The 19293-nt window shown below is 72.9% G+C and carries 18 protein-coding genes; 7 read left to right on the top strand and 11 right to left on the bottom strand.

What is annotated here, in order from left to right:
• Nucleotides 1-107 precede the first annotated feature (107 nt).
• Both EV375_RS26770 and EV375_RS26765 read left to right on the top strand, forming a co-directional pair.
• Entirely contained in the window at nucleotides 108-1220 is a 1113-nt protein-coding gene (locus EV375_RS26770) for an aminotransferase class I/II-fold pyridoxal phosphate-dependent enzyme (RefSeq protein ID WP_130302500.1), read from the top strand.
• A 20-nt stretch (nucleotides 1221-1240) separates the two neighbouring features.
• Nucleotides 1241-2332 carry an MBL fold metallo-hydrolase gene (locus tag EV375_RS26765; RefSeq protein WP_486588875.1) on the top strand — a complete coding sequence of 364 codons (1092 nt, stop codon included), beginning with the start codon at nucleotides 1241-1243 and terminating at the stop codon, nucleotides 2330-2332.
• Nucleotides 2333-2449: 117 nt separating this feature from the next.
• On the opposite strand, the gene EV375_RS26760 is transcribed toward EV375_RS26765, so the two are convergent.
• Both EV375_RS26760 and EV375_RS26755 read right to left on the bottom strand, forming a co-directional pair.
• On the bottom strand, nucleotides 2450-2986 hold the full coding sequence (locus EV375_RS26760) for a DedA family protein (protein WP_486588825.1): 537 nt from the start codon (nucleotides 2984-2986) through the stop codon (nucleotides 2450-2452).
• A 104-nt stretch (nucleotides 2987-3090) separates the two neighbouring features.
• Nucleotides 3091-3864 (bottom strand): MBL fold metallo-hydrolase, encoded by a 774-nt coding sequence (locus tag EV375_RS26755; RefSeq protein WP_130302499.1) that lies wholly within the window; start codon nucleotides 3862-3864, stop codon nucleotides 3091-3093.
• A gap of 178 nt (nucleotides 3865-4042) precedes the next feature.
• Between EV375_RS26755 and EV375_RS26750 the strand changes: the two genes are divergently transcribed.
• Nucleotides 4043-6208 carry a phage holin family protein gene (locus EV375_RS26750; RefSeq protein WP_130302904.1) on the top strand — a complete coding sequence of 722 codons (2166 nt, stop codon included), beginning with the start codon at nucleotides 4043-4045 and terminating at the stop codon, nucleotides 6206-6208.
• A gap of 38 nt (nucleotides 6209-6246) precedes the next feature.
• Here the strand turns inward: EV375_RS26750 and EV375_RS26745 are convergent, their stop codons facing one another.
• From EV375_RS26745 to EV375_RS26725, 5 genes are all read right to left on the bottom strand, one after another.
• Entirely contained in the window at nucleotides 6247-7344 is a 1098-nt protein-coding gene (locus tag EV375_RS26745) for an acyl-CoA desaturase (RefSeq protein ID WP_130302498.1), read from the bottom strand.
• A 160-nt stretch (nucleotides 7345-7504) separates the two neighbouring features.
• The gene (locus tag EV375_RS26740) at nucleotides 7505-7747 is read right to left on the bottom strand and encodes a YrhK family protein (RefSeq protein WP_486588824.1); all 243 of its coding nucleotides are present in this window, start codon (nucleotides 7745-7747) and stop codon (nucleotides 7505-7507) included.
• A gap of 96 nt (nucleotides 7748-7843) precedes the next feature.
• A complete protein-coding gene (locus EV375_RS26735; RefSeq protein WP_130302497.1) occupies nucleotides 7844-8887 on the bottom strand; it encodes a PHP domain-containing protein in 1044 nt (347 codons plus the stop codon).
• Nucleotides 8888-9075: 188 nt separating this feature from the next.
• Complete coding sequence (locus EV375_RS26730) at nucleotides 9076-10095, bottom strand: glycoside hydrolase family 130 protein (protein WP_130302902.1); 1020 nt, start codon at nucleotides 10093-10095, stop codon at nucleotides 9076-9078.
• Nucleotides 10096-10171: 76 nt separating this feature from the next.
• Entirely contained in the window at nucleotides 10172-11275 is a 1104-nt protein-coding gene (locus EV375_RS26725; protein WP_130302496.1) for a LacI family DNA-binding transcriptional regulator, read from the bottom strand.
• Between the two features lie 247 nt (nucleotides 11276-11522).
• Here EV375_RS26725 and EV375_RS26720 point away from each other — a divergent pair, with 247 nt between their 5' ends.
• Complete coding sequence (locus tag EV375_RS26720) at nucleotides 11523-11918, top strand: nuclear transport factor 2 family protein (RefSeq protein WP_130302495.1); 396 nt, start codon at nucleotides 11523-11525, stop codon at nucleotides 11916-11918.
• Here EV375_RS26720 and EV375_RS26715 read toward each other — a convergent pair.
• The gene (locus tag EV375_RS26715) at nucleotides 11908-12702 is read right to left on the bottom strand and encodes a helix-turn-helix transcriptional regulator (protein WP_130302494.1); all 795 of its coding nucleotides are present in this window, start codon (nucleotides 12700-12702) and stop codon (nucleotides 11908-11910) included. The genes EV375_RS26720 and EV375_RS26715 overlap by 11 nt on opposite strands.
• A gap of 141 nt (nucleotides 12703-12843) precedes the next feature.
• Here EV375_RS26715 and EV375_RS26710 point away from each other — a divergent pair, with 141 nt between their 5' ends.
• The gene (locus EV375_RS26710) at nucleotides 12844-13149 is read left to right on the top strand and encodes a 4a-hydroxytetrahydrobiopterin dehydratase (protein ID WP_130302493.1); all 306 of its coding nucleotides are present in this window, start codon (nucleotides 12844-12846) and stop codon (nucleotides 13147-13149) included.
• 66 nt (nucleotides 13150-13215) lie between these two features.
• Here the strand turns inward: EV375_RS26710 and EV375_RS26705 are convergent, their stop codons facing one another.
• The 3 genes from EV375_RS26705 to EV375_RS26695 form a co-directional block, all read right to left on the bottom strand.
• Nucleotides 13216-14409, bottom strand: coding sequence for a trypsin-like serine protease (locus EV375_RS26705; RefSeq protein WP_130302492.1), 1194 nt, complete (start codon nucleotides 14407-14409; stop codon nucleotides 13216-13218).
• Nucleotides 14410-14639: 230 nt separating this feature from the next.
• A complete protein-coding gene (locus EV375_RS26700) occupies nucleotides 14640-15281 on the bottom strand; it encodes a fasciclin domain-containing protein (RefSeq protein ID WP_130302491.1) in 642 nt (213 codons plus the stop codon).
• Between the two features lie 64 nt (nucleotides 15282-15345).
• A complete protein-coding gene (locus tag EV375_RS26695; RefSeq protein ID WP_130302490.1) occupies nucleotides 15346-16941 on the bottom strand; it encodes a molybdopterin-dependent oxidoreductase in 1596 nt (531 codons plus the stop codon).
• 268 nt (nucleotides 16942-17209) lie between these two features.
• Between EV375_RS26695 and EV375_RS26690 the strand changes: the two genes are divergently transcribed.
• Together EV375_RS26690 and EV375_RS26685 are read left to right on the top strand one after the other, a co-directional pair.
• Nucleotides 17210-18523 (top strand): FAD-dependent oxidoreductase, encoded by a 1314-nt coding sequence (locus EV375_RS26690; protein ID WP_130302489.1) that lies wholly within the window; start codon nucleotides 17210-17212, stop codon nucleotides 18521-18523.
• The gene (locus EV375_RS26685) at nucleotides 18517-19290 is read left to right on the top strand and encodes a DUF1365 domain-containing protein (protein WP_130302488.1); all 774 of its coding nucleotides are present in this window, start codon (nucleotides 18517-18519) and stop codon (nucleotides 19288-19290) included. The genes EV375_RS26690 and EV375_RS26685 overlap by 7 nt, the downstream gene beginning before the upstream one ends.
• The last annotated feature ends 3 nt before the right edge of the window (nucleotides 19291-19293 follow it).

Here is a 19293-nt window from a genome sequence, read left to right as displayed (position 1 = left end):
TCGTCGCACGCCGCCCTCGGAACTCTGCGAAGGTGGACGCACTGTGTATTTGTCCTATTTGATTCTCTGAGGGTGACAGCGGCGGCGCGACGGCGGAGGCGTGAGCGATGGAGGGCAGCGACGGCTACCGGCGTACACGGTCCGCCGCAGCCGTCGCCGCCTGCGGCTACTGGCACCGCCGTGGCATGGACACCCGTCCCGACCAGGTCGTCGCCGCCCCCGGGGCCGACCTTCTGCTCTTCGCGGTGCTGGCCGTCACGGGCCCTGGCACCGTCCTGACGCCGAGGCCCTGCGAGAACTGGTACGCGCAGCCCGCCCGGCTGCTGGGCCGTCCCGTGCGCACCGTGCCCGTGCCGGCCGAGTGCGGGGGAGTGCCCGATCCGGTGGCCCTGCGGGAGACGGTCCGCCGTGTGCGGATCGAGGGACCCGAACCGCCCCGCGTGCTGGTGCTGTCCGTGGCGGACGACTGCACCGGCACCGCGGCGCCCCCCGAACTGCTGCACGAGGTGGTCGAAGCCGCGGGTGACGAGCGGCTGCTGGTCGTCAGCGACGAGACGTGGCGCGAGACGGCGCACGCGCCGCACAGCACGGTCGTCGTCAGCCCCGCCGAAATGGTCCAGGGCGGCCGGGAGACCGACGAGGTCGTCGTGCTCGCGGAACTGGGGGAGACGCTGCTGCCCCACGGCCCGGCCGCCGGCATCGCCCGCTTCCCGGACAGCGGAAGCGGGCACGGCCTCGCCGAGTCCGTACGAGGGGTGCTGACGTCGCTGCTGACGGGGCTGACCGGCCCGGACGACTCCGCCGTCGCCGACGCCCTCACCGAACCCGAGCCGCTCCGGGCCCGCCGGGTGAGCACCGCGCGCGCCTACGGATCGGTCCTCGCCGGACTGCACCGCGTCGTCACCGGGGCCGGAGCGCTGTGCCGCCCGCCGCGCGTGGGGCGCCACCTCTATGCGGACTTCGAGCCGGTGCGGGCCCGTCTCGAAGCTCACGGCGTCCGGGACTCGCCCGGCCTGGAGGCGCAACTGGTGCGGATGTTCGGGCCGTTCGCGTGCGGCGGGCACCGCTTCGGCGACGATCCGAAAGCGCTGCGGGTGCGGCTGGCCGGCGGACTCGTCGCAGATCCGGACCTGCCAGGGCCCCCGGCGTCGCCCGGGTCCGGCCGGGCACTCGATTCCGTGAAATCGGCCCTTACCGAACTGACGGACCTCCGGGGGTGACTGTGGAAGCGGACCGGACGCTGACCGAACAGGAGACGGAGACAGCCACGAAGGCGCCCCCGCATGCGCCGGCCGCGCCCGCCCCGCCGGCACCCGCGAAGCCGCCGGCGCTGGTTCCCGTCGGAGCCAGGAGGCTCTGGCCGCGGACCTTCGCGCACCGGCTGACCGCGCCGCTTCCCGGTGTGCAGGCGCTGCTCCGCGTCGCACGTGAGAGGTCGATGCGTCCGGCGCCCGAGACCCTCGGCGACGTCGCGCGGCTTCCGTACGAACCGGGCCCGCTGCCCGCGGCACGGCCCAGGACCCTCGCCGTGACGTGGGTGGGGCACGCGAGCTGGGTCGTCCGCATCGGCGGTCTGACGGTGCTGACCGACCCGGTGTGGTCCCACCGCATCCTCGGCACGCCCGCCAGGGTCACGCCTCCCGGCCTGCGCTGGGCGGACCTGCCGCACGTCGACGCCGTGGTCATCTCGCACAACCACTACGACCACCTCGACGCCCCCACACTCCGCCGGCTCCCGCGCCGCACCCACCTGTTCGTCCCCGCCGGGCTGGGCCGCTGGTGCCGCAGAAGGGGCTTCACCAGCGTGACGGAGCTGGACTGGTGGGAGGCGGCGGAGCTGCCCGCGAGCGACGGCGGCAGGGTCCGCTTCGAGTTCGTCCCCGCACACCACTGGTCACGCAGGACGCTGACGGACACCTGCCGTTCCCTCTGGGGCGGCTGGGTGCTCACACGTCTCGGCGCCGGGCGGGGGGAGCGCATGGGCAGGCGCGTCTACTTCGCCGGGGACACCGGCTACGGCCGCTGGTTCACGCAGATCGGCCGCCGCTGCCCCGGCATCGACCTGGCGCTGCTCCCCGTCGGTGCGTACGAACCGCGGTGGATGCTCCGGCCGGTGCACACCTCGCCGGAGGAAGCGGTGCGGGCCTGCGCGGACGTGGGGGCGCGGGCGATGGCGCCGATGCATTACGGCGCGTTCCTGCTCTCGGCGGAGCCGCCGCTTCAGCCGCTGGAGCGCGTGCGTGCGGCGTGGGCCGCGGCGGGACGGGCGCGCAGCGATCTGTGGGACCTTCCCGTCGGGGCGTCGCGCGCCCTGGAGGAGCAGGAGGAGTAGACGTCCACGGCGGAGGCGGGGCCGGCCGCCGCGTGCGTCGCCGTCGTGGCGGTCATCGTCGTGCCGGTCACGGGAGCCTCGGTCAGGTGCGCCCTGCCGGCCCTTCGCGGACGGTGCTCAACTCGCGCGGAACCGACGCCACACCGTCGGCGCGACGCTGATGATCGCTGTGAGGGCGACCGCCGCCGCGATCCCCTCCCACGGTTCGGGGAAGACGGAGCCGCTGAGGAGCCCGATGAGCTGGTAGACCACGGTCCAGGCGAGGCATGCGGGGAAGTTGCCGTGCACGAATTCGCGCGTGGGCATCCGCGCGAGCAGGCAGGCCACCATGACGGGTATGCGTCCCGCGGGTATCAGCCGGGAGACGATCAGCACGGGTACCTCGTGTTCGCGGAGCTTGTCCTGGGCCTGGCCGAGCCGTTCCGGAGGCGCGTGCTGCCGCAGCCGCTCCAGCCGGCGCGATCCGCTCTGCGAGTCCACGCCGCGCCGTCCGAGCGAGTAGAGGGTGAGGTCCCCGAGGAACGCGGCGGCCGCACCCGTCACGAACACCAGGGCGAGGCCGAGAACCGGCACGCTCTGATGGAGGGCCAGGACCGCGGCGAGGCTGACGAGCGAGCCCGTCGGCACCACCGGCACCAGCGAGCCGAGCAGCACCAGCAGGAACAGAGCAGGTTAGGTGACGGCCTGCTGCGCGGACTCCCCGGGTATGACGGTGCCCGCTCCGGAACCCGCCCCCGCGAGCAGGTGCTGAAAGGACATCAGGCCGACTCCAGCGTCAGGCTCTCACCGTGCCCGAGCCGGTGGACCGTGACCCCGGGTGCCAGCATGCCCGCCTTGCGTACGAACTCGTCGCCGGGCGCGTGGAATTCGTGCGGCCGCACCGCGTCCATGCCGATCGGCCAGAACGTGCCGTAGTGCACCGGCACCGCTGTGCGCGGGCGCAGACGTACCAGGGCCTCCGCGGCGCGTCCGGCGTCCAGATGCTCCGGGCCCAGCCAGGGGCCCCAGCCGCCGACGGGCAGCAGCGCCACGTCGACGGTGCCGACCGACCGGGCCATGCCGTCGAAGAGGCCGGTGTCACCGGCGAAGTACGTGCGGGCGGCTCCCTCCACCACGTATCCGAGTGCGGGCGCGCGGTGCGGCCCGTACGGCAGGCGGCGCCCGTCGTGTGCCGCCGGGACCGCGCGCACCGTCACGTCCCGCTCGGCGACGCTCTCCCCGGGCCCCACCTCCTCGAGGCGCAGCACGGACGCCAGCCGCCGCAGCCGCGGTACGGCGCGAAGGGCTCCGCGGGGCACGACGACGCGTGTGCCGGGCGCCAGCAGCGCCAGTGAGCCGAGGTGCAGATGGTCTGCGTGGAGGTGTGAGACGAGCACCACGTCGGCGTGGGCGGCGGACGGCGGCGGCAGACTGCCGCGCCGTCTGCGCAGGTGGGCCATGCGCCGCACCAGCAGCGGATCGGTGAGAACCGTCACCCCGGAGTCCCGCACCGTGGCGGTGGCGTGCCCCCACCATGTGACTTCCACCGGCACCTGTGTTCCTCCTCGTTGCTGGCCGCGTGCTCCGAGCCTAAGCGCCGGCGCACGGGGACGGGTCGGGCGCTGTGTCACGACCCGGGCGCAACGTGGAGAATCGGAGAAAATCCCGCGCATCGGGTGGGTTCTCGTGTCTGAGGGTGTGCGAGCGGAGCCGGGAGAGTTGGGAGGCGGCATGCGGGTGCGGATCTTTCCGCCCGCCCTGCTGGGGGGAACCCCCTGGCGCTGGCGGTCCTTCGGGGCCGCCGTGCTGCGGGTGCTGGCCGTGTGGATGGTGAGCACTCTCACGCTGCTGGCGCTCGCCGGCATCCTTCCCGATTTCCGGCTGCAGTCACCTGACGGTGACAGCGCCACGTTCATCGCCACGACCGCCGCCATAGGAGCCGGGGTCTTCGGCCTGCTCTCCGTGGTGGTGTGGCCGGTGCTGGTGCGGGCCCTGCTGCTGGTGCCGGCCCTCGTCCTGGGCACGCTCGTCTTCTTCCTCAACGGCTCCCTGCTGTGGCTCGCGCTCTCCCTCGTTCCGTACGGACGCGGCTCGGCCGAGCCGGGCACCGCGGTGGTCGTGGCCGCGGTGATGTCCGCCGCCTCCTCGGCCACCAGCACGGCCCTGGCCGTGCGCGACGACGGTGCCTACCGCCGCCGTCTGGCCCGCCTCGCCGGACGCAGGCGCCGCCGGGAGGGCCTGGGCCCGGCGCCGCGCACACCCGGCACCGTCTTCCTGCAACTCGACGGCGTCGGACACGACTTGCTGCGCGAAGCCGTGAGCGGATCGGAGAGCGGGCCCCCGCTGATGCCGGCCGTCGCCGAGATGTACGCAAGCACGCACCGGCTGACGCGCTGGCGCACCGACTGGCCGTCCCAGACCGGGGCCAGCCAGCTCGGCATCCTCCACGGCAGCAACAAGGACGTGCCCGCATTCCGCTGGTACGAGAAGGAGTCCGGGGAGGTGCTGATCAGCAACCGCCCCTCCGGCGCCGCCGAACTCCAGCGCCGCGCCGTCGAGGAGACCGGCGACCGTGGGCTGCTCGCCCTCGACGGCGCCAGCCGCGGCAACCTCTTCAGCGGCGGGGCCGGCCAGGTCGCCCTGGTGGTCTCCGTGGCCGCTCGCCGCGGCCGTGAGAACCGGTCCCGCGCGGGCTACTTCGCGTACTTCTCCGACCCGGCCAACGCCACCCGTACCGCCGTGTCCTTCGTCGCCGAGGCGGTGCGGGAGCTCGTCCAGGCGACGCGGTCGCGGCTGCGCGGCGACCGGCCGCGGGTGCCGCGGGGCGGCCTGTACCCGCTCATCCGGGCGTTCGCCACGGTCGTCCAGCGCGACGTGGTGGTCGCCGCCGTGCTCGGTGACGTCTTCAGCGGACGCACCGCCGTCTTCGCCGATCTGGTGGGCTACGACGAGGTGGCCCACCACTCCGGGCCGCGCGGCGGCGACGCCCGGCAGGTGCTGCGCAGGCTGGACAGGTCCGTGGCACTGATCGCCAAGGCGGCGCGGCGCGCGCCGCGCCCGTACCGCATCGTGCTGCTCTCCGACCACGGGCAGAGCGCCGGGGAGACCTTCCGCGCGTCCTACGGGCTGACACTGGAGGACCTCGTGCGGGCGGGCTGCGGGCTGCCCGTCTCCCGCCGCGTGGGGCGCACACCCAGCGGGGCGGAGGCGCGCGCCGCCGCGCGCGCCGCGCTGCACAGACCGGAGGACGGGCCGCAGAGCGAGGAGCGCAAACCGTCCAGGAGCGAGGGCCCGGTGGTGCTGGCCTCCGGCAACCTGGGGCTCGTCTCCTTCCCCGACGTGCCCGGACGGATGTCGAGGGAGCAGGTGGACAAGCGGCACCCGACGCTGCTGCGTACGCTCGCCGACCATCCCGGTATCGGCTTCCTGCTGGTGCACAGCGACCGGCACGGCCCGGTCGTGCTCGGCGGCGGCGGAGCCGAACACCGCCTGGAGACAGGTGAGATCACCGGCGGCGCGGACCCGCTGGCTCCGTTCGGGCCGGGCGCCGTGGAGGCCGTGCGGCGCAGCGCAGGGTTCCGCAACGTGCCCGACATCGTGATCAATTCGGTGGTCGACCCGGGCACCGGCGCCGTCCACGCCTTCGAGCAGCAGATCGGCTCGCACGGCGGCCTCGGAGGGGAACAGAACGAGGCGTTCCTGCTCTGGCCGCGCGAGCTGTCCGCCCCGGCGGACGGAGCGGAGCTGGTCGGGGCGGAACGGGTCCACCTCGTCCTGCGCCGCTGGCTGAACGAGGCCGCGGGCCCCCCGGTGCCGGCGACGCGCGCGGGGGGCGCGATCGAGAAGACGGACCGGGAACTCCCGCCGTCCCGCCCGCCGGCGGCCCGCCCCGCCTGACCGCGAGCAGGTCCACGGCCGGGCAGGGGAGCGGCACTTCAGCCGCGGAGCGGCGTGCCCACGTCGTGCAGATGCCTCAACGCCTCGCGCCACGAGTCGATCAGGCCCGTCTCGTGGTAGTCGATGCCCAGTTCGGCGCAGTGGCCGCGGACGATGACGCGGGCACGGCGCAGATGCGGTGAGGGCATGCTCGGGAAGAGGTGGTGCTCGATCTGGTGGTTGAGCCCGCCCAGCATCAGGTCGGTCAGCGGGCCGCCTCGCACGTTGCGCGAGGTGAGGACCTGCCGCCGCAGGAAGTCCGGCCGGTCCGCCCCGGTGAGCATCGGCATGCCCTTGTGGTTCGGGGCGAATATCGAGCCGAGGTAGACGCCGAAGACGGCCTGGTGGAGGAAGAGGAAGGCGAACGCCGTGCCGGGCGGCAGGACGAGGAAGAGCGCCGCGAGGTACGCCCCGAAGTGCGCGAAGAGCAGCGCGCCCTCCAGCACGCGCCGCTTCATGTGCTTCTCGCGCAGCGCACGGACGCCGGCGACGTGCAGGTTGAACCCTTCGAGGGTGAGCAGCGGGAAGAACAGCCACGCCTGGTGGCGCCCGACGAGGCGGGGCAGTCCCTCGGCGGTGCGTGCCTGGCGCCGGGACCACACGAGGATGTCCGGACGGACGTCCGGGTCGAGCTCCTCGTGGTTGGGGTTGGCGTGGTGGCGCGTGTGCTTGTTCATCCACCAGCCGTAGGACATGCCGATGCCGAGGTTGCCGACGATGCGGCCGCCGATCTCGCTCGGTCTGCGCCGGCTGAAGACCTGACGGTGTGCGAGGTCGTGTGCGGCCAGGGCGAGCTGACCGAAGACCAGCCCGAGGAAGCCGGCCACCGCGAGCTGCCACCAGCTCTCGCCCAGCGCGAAGAACGCGGCCCAGCCGCCCGCGGCCGCCAGGCCGACCAGTGTCAGCCGGAGCGTGTAGTAGCCGGGGCGGCGCCGCATCAGTCCCGCCTCGTCGATCCGCGCGTACAGCCGCGCGAAGTCACTGCCGCGCGCCTGTGGTCCGTCCTCGTGCCCGTGCCGCGGGGCTGCCGTCCCCGTCGTCGTGCGTGCCGGGGTGTCCGTCGTGGTCGCCGTCGTGGATGCTGCCGGTGTCGTCATGCACTGAAGCCTCCCGGCACGGGGGTGGGTGCCGACAGCCGCGCAGCCCGCCTCTCACCAGGGGTGTCCGCCGCAGCAGCGGGGTGTCGCCAGGTGCACCCCCGGCGCGGGGGCGGGCGCCCGTGATGCCGCCGGAGGGGGCCGTGACGCCGCGGCGGTCTCAGAAGTCCTGGGAGGACTCGTGCGCGGCGTAGGTCCCGCCGCGAATCCACCGCAGGTGGAAGTGGCGGATCAGCCGGATGACCGGCCTCACCAGCAGCTCCACGCTGCCGAATACGAAACACCAGGTGCCCGTCCTCTCCCAGCGCTCGGAGAAGAACATGAAGCTGCCGACGAGGAACCACACCGCGATGAAGATGTCGTTGACGATGCTCGCCACTTCGTACCGCTGCCGCAGAACCACTTCCGCGCCTTTCAGGCGGATCGTCAGTGGCTCTCTGCGCTCGCCGCGATGAGACCGTCGAGGGCTCGGATCGGACACCCTGGTCCTCCTGTCACGTCACGCTTCCCGGGAACCGTGCGTCCAGCTCAGCAGTTCTGTGGCGGTCCAGGTGTTGATGACGCGCTCCGCGGGCACGCCGCACTCCGCCGCACGGACGCACCCGTTGATCTGCCAGTCGAGCTGGCCGGGCGCGTGGGCGTCGGTGTCGATGGAGAAGTGGACTCCCGCGTCGACGGCATGACGTAGCAGACGGCGCGGCGGATCGAGCCGTTCCGGACGGCAGTTGATCTCGACGGCGGTGCCCGACTCGGCGCACGCCGCGAAGACCGCCTCCGCGTCGAACTGGGACTCCGGGCGGCTGGAACGCAGCCGTCCCGTGCAGTGGCCCAGCACGTCCACGAGCGGATGGCGCACGGCGGCGACCATGCGGCGCGTCATCTCCGCCGCAGGCATCCGCAGTTTCGAATGCACGGACGCCACGACCACATCGAGCCGGGCCAGCAGCTCCTCGTCCTGGTCGAGCGACCCGTCCAGGAGGATGTCGCACTCGATGCCGGTCAGCAGCCTGAACGGGGCGATCTGCTCGTTGACTTCCGCAACCACGTCCAGCTGCTCCCGGAGCCGGTCGGCGGACAGGCCCCGCGCCACCGTCAGACGGGGCGAATGGTCCGTCAGCGCCGCCCATTCGTGGCCGAGTCCGGCGGCGGTACGGGCCATCGTCGCGATGGGGCTGCCGCCGTCGGACCAGTCGGAGTGCATGTGGCAGTCGCCCCGCAGAGCCGAACGCAGTGTTCGGGCCTCGTCGGTGACCGGGGCGTCGTCCACGGTCGTCGCCTCCGGCCGGGCCTCCTCCTCGCTCTCCAGCTTCGCCAGATAGCCCGGGACCTCGCCGCCCAGCGCCTCCCTGACGACCTGCGCGGTCTTGGGCCCCACCCCTTTGAGGGACTCGAGCTGCCCCGCGGCCGCTCGCCGCTCCACCTCCTGCGGTCCCAGGCCGGCCAGCACCTCGGACGCGTTGCGGAAGGCCCGCACCCGGTAGGTGGGGGCCAGTGCGCGTTCCAGCAGGAAAGCGATCCGGTCCAGTGCCGTGATCGGGTCCACCGGGTGCCCTCCTGCCCGTGTTCTCTTGCCGGGTCCTGTCCGTGCTGTCGGCGTGTGCTCGCGGGGCCGGGGCCCCGCGTCGCCGTCCTCATCTTCCACGGTGGCGCACTTCGGCGGGCAGGGGCGCGCGCCCGGACGGGGACGAAGCCGGACCGGGGCCCGGGAGCGGACCCGGACCGGCCGCAGGGTCAGTGTGTCCGCTCCAGCCGGGCGACGCCGATGTGCGCGTCGGCCATGCCGTAGAAGACGTAACGGACGCCCTCGATCTCCTCGACCGCCGTGGGGAAGACGACGTTGGGGACGGTGCCCGAACGCTCCTCCTCGGTCTCCGGCGCCATCAGCGGCTCCGCCGAGCGGGCCAGCACCTTCGACGGATCGGCGGGGTCGAGGATCATCGCCCCGGCCGCGTAACTGACGTGCTGCTGCTGGTCCATGAAGGCCTTGTCCAACTTCCCGGAGACCCCGTGGTGGAGGAGCAGCCAGCCCTCTTCGACGCGGACCGGGGCGGGGCCGGCGCCGATCTTCAGCGCTTCCCAGGGGTGTTCGGACAGGGCGACGAGCCGGTGGTCGCGCGGCCTGGTCAGTGCGGTGATGTCCGCCTCGGCCTCCGCAGCGGGCACGTAGGAGATCCAGATGCCGGGGCGCTCGTCGGTGACGCCGGCGGGGAGGTGGGTGCCTTCGCCGGGACGGAACCAGCCGAGGTCCCACATGGGGCGGTGCAGCATCGCGTACGCGGGCTCGCCGTCCGGGCCGGGGACGGGCTCGGGGAAGTGGACGACGTCCTTGTTGGGGAAGAGGTTGAGGTCGGTGTCGAGGCCGGGCTGGTACTCGAACCGGAGCGGGCCGATGCGGCGCCATTCCCGCAGGTCCGCGGAGACCGCGAGGGCCGCCCTCGGGCCGAGCGGGCCGTAGGCGACGTACGACATCACGTAGTGCCCGAGGCTCGCTATCCACGTCACACGGGGGTCCTCCACGCCCGCGTTGTTCTTGCCCCGCTCCCAGCCCTCGTCGGGGGACAGCACGACGCCGCGGCGGACGACACCGGTGGGCACGCCGTCCGTCAGTGTCACCTCGGCCAGCCCGACGCGGGAGACGTTGCCCTCGGCGACGAGCCGGGGGAGCAGATGCAGGGTGCCGTCCTCGGTTCGTCCGGACGCGGGGTTGAGCACACCCTCGGCCTCCATCGGGTCGCCGGGGGACGGCGACATCACAACGCCTTCGCGCACGAGGCGGTAGGGGACGTGGGAGGAGGGGGCGGCGGTCGAGCGGTCGAGCACGGTGGGATCAGCCCTTTGTCGCGGAGTGGATGTGTGCGCTGTCGCGCCGGCCGGCGGTCCCGGCCGGAGGCGCGGCCGCACCGACGGCCGGCCCCATCGAGGCACGCGGCAGCAACTCCGCCGGTGCCAGCTCGACGTCGTCGGCGCGGCCCGCCGCGATGACCTCGTCGAGCGCGCGGGCCGCCGCGGCGCCCCAGCCCAGAGCGTCGGCGCGTGCGGAGGCCAGCGGGGGGTGGGTGTAGGCGGCGAGAGGCGTGTCGTCGTAGCCGACGACGGAGAGGTCCTCCGGTACGGCCAGGCCCAGTTGGTGCGCGACGGCGAGCCCGGCGGTCGCCGACAGATCGTTCGCGTAGACGATCGCCGTGGGCCGCTCGCCCTCGCCGAGAGCCATCAGTTCGCGGGTCGCCGCCGCCCCGCCGTCGGCGGTGAACCCGCCGGGCAGGACGGGCCCCGGGGTGAGCCCTGCCGCCCGTACGGCCTGCTCCCACGACTCCCGGCGGCGCCGCGCGTGCCTGAACTCCTCCGGGCCCGCCACGTGTGCGATGCGGCGGTGCCCCAGCTCGGCCAGGCGCTCGACGGCCGCGGCGAACGCGGGCCTGTCGTCGAGGCTCACCGAGCACAGCCCCTGTGCGCAGTCGGGGTCGCCCACCACCACGGCGGGAAGGTTGAGTCCGGTGGTCAGGGCGGGGCGGGTGTCGTCGACGCGCATGTCCGTCAGCAGTACGCCGTCGACGCGGCGGTCCGCCGAGAGGCGGTGGTACGCGGCTGCCTCGTCGCCGGGGCTCGTCACGTGCAGTACGAGGGAGTCGCCGCGGGGTGAGAGCACCGACTCGACTCCCGCGATGAAGGCGGGGAAGAAGGGGTCGGCGCCGATCGCGTCGGTCTCCCGCGTCAGTACGAGGCCCAGCGCGCCGGCCCTGCCCTTCGAGAGGGCCTGCGCGGGGCGGCTGGGGCGCCAGCCCAGTTCGGCGGCGGCCGCCAGGATGCGCGACTTGGTCGCCTTGGCCAGCCCGGGGCGGCCGTTGAGTGCGAAGGAGACGGCGCTGGGGGAGACCCCGGCGAGCTTCGCCACGTCCGCGATGGTGGGACGTCTCTCCCGTTCTGCTGCCATGCGTCAACCCTGTTCGGTGAGCGGTGTGTTGGGTTTCGCCGGTGAATGCGACGGCATCGGGCGTTTGAACCGCTTTAACAACGGCGCGATGCCAGCACTCAACCGGAACCCGGCGCCGGGTGTCAACAAGTGCGCCGGTGGAGAATCCCGCCCGGGGCCTGCGGCCTTACCCGGGAGGTAATCGACCGCCGCGCCGCAGCAGCCGAAGGTGGTCCCACCGAGGAAAACCGTCCTGGGAGGACATCGCATGAACCGCTACGAGACCGCCGTGAACCGCTACTTCGACGCCTGGAACGCCGGCGAGGCCGACAGCCGGAAGAGCGCCGTCGCCGCCGCGTGGACCGCCGACGGCTCCTACACCGACCCCCTCGCCGACGCACGGGGACATGACGAGCTCGCCGGCGTGATCGCCGCCGTACGGGAGCAGTTCCCCGGATTCAGCTTCGTGCAGACCGGCACCGTCGACGGCCACCACGACACCGCCCGCTTCAGCTGGGAACTGCGGGCCGACGAGGCGCAGCCCGGCCAGGAGGCCGCCGCACCCGTCGCCGGGTCCGACGTGATCACGCTCGCCGAGGACGGCCGCATCCGCACAGTGCTCGGCTTCCTCGACCGGGTGCCCGAGGCCGCGGCTACGGCATGAGCAGCTGAAGGTCCTTTGCCGTCTCCGGGCCGGCGGGCAGGAACGTCTCCACCGCCAGCTCGGAGACCGTCACGTCCACCGGTGTGTTGAACGTCGTGACGGCCGAGAGGAAGGCGAGCCTGCGCCCCGCGTGCTCGATGACCATCGGAAGCGCGAACGGGCTGGCCCCGCCGGCCGTCTCCTCGCCGCCCGCCGGAAGCGGGTAGGCCGACACCTCCTCGTACAGGGCACGCAGCGGCTCGGACCGCAGCAGCGCCAGCTGCCGCTCCATCTGGTGCAGCAGATGGCCGCGCCACTCGCGGAAGTTGACGATCCGCCGGGCGAGCCCGTCCGGGTGCAGCGTGATGCGCATGGCGTTCAGTGGCGGCTCCAGCAGCCGGGGCGCGACACCGTCGAGCAGCATCGCGATGCCGCGGTTGGCGGCGAGCACCTGATAGGTGCCGTCCACCACGAGAGCCGGATAAGGCTCGTACGCGGTGACCATGCGCTCCAGGTCCGCGCGCAGGGACTCCAGGGCGGGGGAGTCGAGCGGCGTCTCCGGATAGTGCGGCGCGTAACCGGCGGACACCAGCAGGGCGTTGCGCTCCCGCACGGGCACCTCCAGTTGTTCCGCCAGCTTCAGTACCATCTCCCGGCTGGGCCTGGAGCGGCCCGTCTCGATGAAGCTGATGTGCCGTGACGAGGAGCCGGCCCGCAGGGCGAGATCGAGCTGGCTCAGCCCCGCACGCTCGCGCCAGCTCCGCAGCATGGGCCCGGCCGTGTTGCCGGCCGCCGAGGTGGTCATGGGCCAAGAGTAGGCCGCTCGCCGGGACCGGCAGCCCGCCTCAGGGGGAGGGCGCCGGGGGTCCGTCCGCGGCGCGGGGCTGCGCCCTAGGCTGGTGGGACGCCGTCAAGGACGCCGCAACAGAAAGCGAGAGACCCCCTCATGGCTCCCGAACCCCTGACCCGGCAGCAGACCGACGAAGCACTCGCCGCGCTTCCCGGCTGGAGCACCGACGGCGACAGCATCACTCGCACCTATTCCTTCGCCAAGCACCTCCCGGCGGCCGCGATGGTGGTCCATGTCGCCGCCATCCAGGAGGAGTTGAACCACCACTCGGAGATGACGCTGGGCTACAGCACGCTGTCGGTCACGGTGAACACCCACAGCGTCGGCGGGCAGGTCACCGCGAAGGACATCGAACTGGCCCGCCGCGTCGAGGAGATCGCGGCGGGACACGGCGCGAGCTAGGGGCTGTCCGGCGGACAGGCCCTGGGTTCCGGCTCCTTCAGTGCACGACAGCGCGGGGCGGGTGACCTAGCTGGTGCTCAGTTTCAGCCCGTACGCGGAGAGCGGTGCGGCGACCGGCTGGTAGTAGGTCGTGCCGCCCGTCGAGCAGTCGCCGGAGCCGCCCGACGTCGTTCCCTGCGCCTGGTCGCCGGAGACGAACGGCCCGCCCGAGTCGCCCGGTTCGGCGCACACGGACGTGCGGGCCAGCCCCCGCACCGTGCCCTGCTCGTAGGCGACGGTGGCGTTGTGCTGCTCGATGGTGCCGCAGCGCCAGCCGCTGGTCGACCCGGAGCGGCAGACCGAGGAACCGGACGGCACCCGCTTGGCCCCGGCGACCGACAGATTCACCGCGCCGGGGCCCTTCACGTACGGCTTCGCCCGCCAGTCGCTGTTCACCGCGACCCAGCCGTAGTCGTGACCCGGGAAGGACCGGGCCTGGACGGTGCCCTGCGCGGCCCTGTTGTGGCCCGTCGTCTTCGCCCCCGCCTTCCCGCAGTGCCCGGCGGTGAGGAACCCGTCGGTGCTGCCCTTGGTGACGGAGAAGCCGATGGAGCAGCGGGTGGAGCCGTTGGTGTAGTAGGCGTCGCCACCGCGCAGATCCTCCGCGTAGGGGCGGGGTTTCTCGGTGGACTGCGTCACCCGGACCAGTGAGGCGGATGCACCGCTGCGGGTGAGGAAGTCCTTCGCGCCCGCTGGTTCGTTCGCGCGTACGACGACGCTGTTGCTCGGGACGTCCACCGCCCACACCGAGGTGCCGCGCGGCGCGCGCCTGAGCGCCGAGGTGTCGAGGGCGGTCTTCGCCGTCTCCAGGGCGGCGAGGCTGTGCTCGACCACCTTCGGCTCGGCGCCGGCCGCCTTGATGTCGGCGGTGTCCTCCCGGTCCGTGGTCGCCACGACGAGCTTCGAGGTCGCTCCCGTGACCCAGGTGCCCCCATAGCGCTGCCCCAGCTTCTTGCGCATCTGCTGTTCGACGGCGACGGCCCGCTGCTCGTTCGCGATCCTCTTGACGGCGTCGGCGGTGGTGATGCCGAGGTCCTTGCTGATGCTCTTGAGCATCCCCGGCGCGATCTCCGGGGCGGGCGTCGCGTCGCCGGTGGCAGTGGGGCCGGCGCCGGCGCGGCCGGGAGGGGAGGGCTCGTCCGCGGTCGCGGGCATCACGGCGATGCCGAGGGCACCGACGGCCATGACCGTGGCGGCGAGGACCGGGAGCTTTCGGGGCATTGGCGCTCTCCTCGTGTCGCTGGTGCACAGGCGTACTCGGGCCATGCCTCAGCGTCCGGCCACCGCCGGGGGCGCACCACCCGTGGTGCGACCAGATGGACGTACTGTCCCGCAGGGTCCGCCACCTCGGGTCCGCGGATGCGTCACCCGGCGGCCGGTACCGCGCGGACCCCGTGAATCCGCGCGGCACGGGCCTGTCTCTCCGGCGCCGCCCGGCGCCTGCCGTGCCCCTACTTCGGCGGCATCAGGACCGAGTCGACGATGTGCACCGTGGCATTGGACGTCCTGACGTTGCCGCAGCCCACCGCGGCCTCGTCGTTGACCTTGTAGGAGTCACCCGAGCCCGCTGTGGTGAGGTCTTCCTTCGCCAGGGTCGGGTAGGTGCCGTCGGCCAGCTTCTCCTTCGGCAGCTTCTCGCCCACCACGTGGTAGGTGAGGACCTTGGTGAGCATCTTCTTGTCGCTCATGACCTTCTCCAGGTCGGCCTTCGGGATCTTCTCGAACGCCTCGTTGGTCGGGGCGAACACCGTAATGTCCTTCGAGCTGTTGAGGGTGTCGACCAGGCCGGCCTTCTTCACGGCGCCGACCAGCGTGGACAGTTCGGGGTTGTTGCCGGCTGCCGTGGCGACCGGGTCCTGCGCCATGCCCTTGAAGCTGCCCTTGCCGGTCTCGGGCACGGCCTTGCAGGCCGGTCCGAACTCGCCGCTCGCCGCCTCGGCCTTGTCCTGCTTCTCCTTCTTCCGGGACTCGGAGGGCTTGCTGTCCGAGCTGCTGCCGCCGCCGCTGTCGTCGGAGCAGGCGGTGAGGCCCAGCGGCAGCAGTGCCACTGCGGTGACGGCGACGGCGGTCCTGCGGATGCGTGAGGTGTTCATCGTTGTCTCTCTTCTGTGTTCGGGGGCCTGAAGTCCGGCCGGGGGTGCGGGAGTCGGGATCGCGTCACGTCACGTCGACCACCACCGAATGCCGTCCCGTGGCGCCGTCGGGCACTGTCCCGGCGCGCTCGGCGGTCTGCGTCCGCCGGTCCTTGCCGGTGGCCCGCACCTGCAGCCGGTGGCTGCCGGGTTCGGCGGGCCACTGCCACACCCACTGGCGCCAGGTGTCGTGGCTGTCCTCCTCGGCCAGCCGCGCCCGCTTCCAGGGGCCGTCGTCGACCCGTACCTCGACGCGGCCGATGCCCCGGTGCTGAGCCCAGGCCACCCCGGCGACGCGTACCGTGCCCGCCTTGACGGAGGAGAGCGGCCGGGGAGTGTCGATGCGGGACTGGGTCTTGACCGGTGCCTCGCGCGCCCAGTCCCGCCGGACCCAGTAGACGTCGTAGTCGTCGAAGGTGGTCAGCTCCAGCTCCCGCAGCCACTTGCACGCCGACACGTAGCCGTAGAGACCGGGAACGACCATGCGGACCGGGAAGCCGTGGGCGAAGGGAAGGGGTTCACCGTTCATGCCGACGGCGAGCATGGCGTCCCGCCCGTCCATGACCGTCTCCACCGGGCTGCCCAGCGTCATGCCGTCCACGGAACGGGCCACGAGCTGGTCGGCCGCGCCGCCCTGCGACGGCGGCCGCACGCCGGCTTCGCGCAGCAGCGCCGCCAGCGGCACGCCGAGCCAGGACGCGTTTCCCGTGTAGGAACCGCCGACCTGGTTCGAGACGTAGGTGAGCGTGATGTGCCGCTCGATGAGGTCGCGCTCCAGCAGGTCCGCGAAGCCGAGCGTCAACGGCTGCCGTACGCCCTTGCCGTGGATGCGCAGCGTCCAGCCGCCCACGTCGACGCGGGGGACCGTCAGCGCGGTGTCCACGCGGTAGAAGTCCTTGCTGGGCGTCAGGAACGGGGGCACCCCGTCGATCCCGAGGTCGGCACCCCGGGGAACGGGCGCGGCCCGGGAACGGGGAGCGGGCAAGGAGACGGCGGCGCGGGAGGCGGCGGCCCGTGCGCCGCGTGAGGCGCCCAGCCGGCGGCCGAGCAGTCCCGCACCGGCCGAGCCCACGGCGACGGCACTCGCCGCCAGGGTGAAGCCGCGCCGGTCGAAGCCGCGCGTGCCCAAGCCGTCCGGCGCGGCGGGCCGCGCGGCTGCTCCGATGGGTGTCTCCGCATCGGCCGCTGCCGCGTTCCGCCGTGCGTGCGGCGGCAGTTGAGCGAGCCGGCCCGCCAGCAGGTACAGCACGGCGGCCCCGGCGAGGGCGCCCACGACGGAGGGGATCGCGTCCAGCGGGCCCCCGCCGGGACGCTCCACCGCTGCTGACGCTCCGACGAGGCCGAGCGCGAGAACCCCGGCCGAGCCCGTACGCCGCCGGCGCAGGGCGAGCAGCCCGAGCGCGAGGGCGAAGAGCACCAGCAGCGCCCCGATGCCCAGTTGGAGGGCGAGCTTGTCCTGGCTGCCGAAGGCGCGGATGGCGAAATCCTTCACCTCCGCCGGGGTCCGGTCGATCACCGCGCCTCCGACGGCCTTGACCGGGCTCGCCTCGGGCCGCACCGCCACCGACACCGGTTCGGCGAGCGCGAGCGCCGCGACCCCGGCCAGGAGACCGCTGAGCATGCCTGCTCCGGCGAGCAGCAGGCGAGGCCCGCTCCGGCCGTCGCTCTCGGTTGTAGGGGGCGTGCGTCGCTTCGTCTCCGGGATCGCTTCTCGGTCCGTGTTCACATCCCGGATTCGGCGTACCGGTGCGGCGGGATTGGTCCGAGGAAGGGAAAAGTTGCAGTTCAGGCTGGGCGGAAGAAAGTCAGCTCCGCGACCAAGCCACCACCCTTCCGGCTCCGAATGCGGTCCAAGAGGGCAGTGTTCGCCCCCGTACGGAAGGAGCGGCATGGCAGAGCGCAGTGGCAGTGGCAGGCGGCGCCGGGTGGCCGTTGTCGGCAGTGGCGTGGCAGGCCTGACAGCCGCCTACGTGCTCCAGCAGTCGGACTCGGTGTCCCTGTACGAGGCGGACGGCCGGCTCGGCGGTCACGCCCACACCCACGACGTCCCGTCGGCGAACGGCCGGCTCCAGCGGATCGACTCCGGCTTCATCGTGCACAACGAGCGCACCTACCCGATGCTGCTGCGGCTCTTCCGCGAACTCGGCGTGCGGACGCAGCCGTCCGAGATGAGCATGTCCGTGCGGTGCGAGGGCTGCGGCCTGGAGTACGCGGGTGCCCGGGGTGCACGCGGTGTGTTCGCACAGCCCCGCAGCCTCGCGCGGCCCCGTTTCCTGCGCATGGTCGCCGAGGTCCCGCGCTTCCACCGGCAGGCGCGGAACCTGCTGGAGGAGACCGACGGCAGGAGCGGCGCGGGCGACGAGCGATACCAAGGTGCCCTCACGCTGGGGGAGTTCCTTGTCCGCGGCCGCTACTCCCCTTATTTCGTCACGCACTTCATGACGCCGCTCGTCTCCGCCGTGTGGTCCTGCGACTCGACGACGGCGCTGCGCTACCCGGCCGCCTACCTGTTCCGCTTCCTCCAGCACCACGGCATGCTCAGCGTCAGGGGATCGCCGCAGTGGCGGACGGTCGCCGGCGGCTCACGCGAATACGTCGAGCGGATCGCCAAGCAGGTGGCGGCAGTTCACACCGCGACACCCGTACGCACGGTGCGGCGCCCCGGCGACCGTGCCGAGATCGTCACCGAGGACGGAACGGCACATGAGTACGACGCCGTCGTGCTGGCCACGCACGCCGACACGGCACTGAGGCTGCTGGAGGAACCCACCCGGGCGGAGAGTGAAGTGCTCGGCGCCTTCCGCTACTCGCGCAACCCCACGCAGATGCACACCGACAGGTCGGTGCTGCCGCGTGCGGGGGCGGCCCGCGCGTCCTGGAACTACCTGATGCCTTCCTGCCGCACCGACGCCGCGTCCGTGCGCATCACCTACGACATGAACCGGCTGCAACGGCTCGACGCACCGGAGGACTTCCTCGTCACACTCGGGGCAGGGGACCGCGTGGAGGCCGGTTCCGTGCTGGCCACGATGGTCTACGAACACCCCGTCTACACGCCGGAGTCGGTCGCCGCCCAGCAGCGGCTGCCCGAACTCGCCTCCGCGGTAACGGCGTTCGCGGGCGCCTACCACGGCTGGGGCTTCCACGAGGACGGCTGCCGCTCGGGCGTCGACGCGGCCGCCGCACTGGGGGTGCGATGGTGACCGCCGGGCCACGAGAGGCGCCAACGCACCGGGCGGGCACCGGCGAACCGGCCCTGTACGAGTGCCTGGTGACGCATGTGCGGACCCGGCCGCTGCGCCACACCGTCCGGCACCGCACGTACATGTGGCTCGTCGACGTGGACCTTCTGCCGCGGCTGCCCCGCGTGCTGCGTCCCCTCGCCCGCTTCGAGAGCCGCGACCACTTCGGCGGCACCGCGCCGACGATCCGTGCCGGGCTGGAACGGTTCCTCGCCGCCAGGGGCTTCGGCCCGCCCGCCGGGCAGGTGCTGATGCTCGCCAACGCCCGCGTCCTCGGGCACGTCTTCAACCCGCTCACCCTCTACTGGTGCCACGACCGCGACGGCGAACAGACCTGCGTGGTCGCCGAGGTGCACAACACCTACGGCGAGCGGCACTGCTACCTCCTGCACACCGACGAGACCGGATCGGCCACCACCGGCAAGGAGTTCTACGTCTCGCCGTTCTTCCCGGTCGACGGCGCCTACCGGATGCGGCTGCCGTGCCCCGGCACCGCGCTGAGCCTGTCCGTCCGGCTGGAGCGCGCCGGCGGGAGTCCCTTCACCGCGACCCTGCGCGGACGGCGCCGCCCCGCGACCACCGCGGGAGTGCTGCGGGCCGCGCTGCGCCACCCCTGGCCCACGGCCGCCGTGACCGCCGCCATCCGGCTGCACGGCATCCGCCTGTATCTGCGCGGCCTGCCCGTGCGTCCCCGTCCCCGACACCGGATCCAGGAGGGTCTGGAGTGAGCC

Source organism: Streptomyces sp. CNZ301, assembly GCF_004217425.1.
This window is presented reverse-complemented; position numbering and strand designations above follow the sequence as displayed.

Excerpts from the sequence above, each read along its gene's own strand:
- EV375_RS26770 (WP_130302500.1), top strand. The coding sequence starts at position 108 with ATGGAGGGCAGCGACGGCTACCGGCGTACACGGTCCGCCGCAGCCGTC.
- EV375_RS26750 (WP_130302904.1), top strand. The coding sequence starts at position 4,043 with ATGCGGGTGCGGATCTTTCCGCCCGCCCTGCTGGGGGGAACCCCCTGG.
- EV375_RS26745 (WP_130302498.1), bottom strand. The coding sequence starts at position 7,344 with ATGACGACACCGGCAGCATCCACGACGGCGACCACGACGGACACCCCG.
- EV375_RS26730 (WP_130302902.1), bottom strand. The coding sequence starts at position 10,095 with ATGTCGCCGTCCCCCGGCGACCCGATGGAGGCCGAGGGTGTGCTCAAC.
- EV375_RS26725 (WP_130302496.1), bottom strand. The coding sequence starts at position 11,275 with ATGGCAGCAGAACGGGAGAGACGTCCCACCATCGCGGACGTGGCGAAG.
- EV375_RS26720 (WP_130302495.1), top strand. The coding sequence starts at position 11,523 with ATGAACCGCTACGAGACCGCCGTGAACCGCTACTTCGACGCCTGGAAC.
- EV375_RS26715 (WP_130302494.1), bottom strand. The coding sequence starts at position 12,702 with ATGACCACCTCGGCGGCCGGCAACACGGCCGGGCCCATGCTGCGGAGC.
- EV375_RS26710 (WP_130302493.1), top strand. The coding sequence starts at position 12,844 with ATGGCTCCCGAACCCCTGACCCGGCAGCAGACCGACGAAGCACTCGCC.
- EV375_RS26705 (WP_130302492.1), bottom strand. The coding sequence starts at position 14,409 with ATGCCCCGAAAGCTCCCGGTCCTCGCCGCCACGGTCATGGCCGTCGGT.
- EV375_RS26700 (WP_130302491.1), bottom strand. The coding sequence starts at position 15,281 with ATGAACACCTCACGCATCCGCAGGACCGCCGTCGCCGTCACCGCAGTG.
- EV375_RS26695 (WP_130302490.1), bottom strand. The coding sequence starts at position 16,941 with ATGCTCAGCGGTCTCCTGGCCGGGGTCGCGGCGCTCGCGCTCGCCGAA.
- EV375_RS26690 (WP_130302489.1), top strand. The coding sequence starts at position 17,210 with ATGGCAGAGCGCAGTGGCAGTGGCAGGCGGCGCCGGGTGGCCGTTGTC.
- EV375_RS26685 (WP_130302488.1), top strand. The coding sequence starts at position 18,517 with ATGGTGACCGCCGGGCCACGAGAGGCGCCAACGCACCGGGCGGGCACC.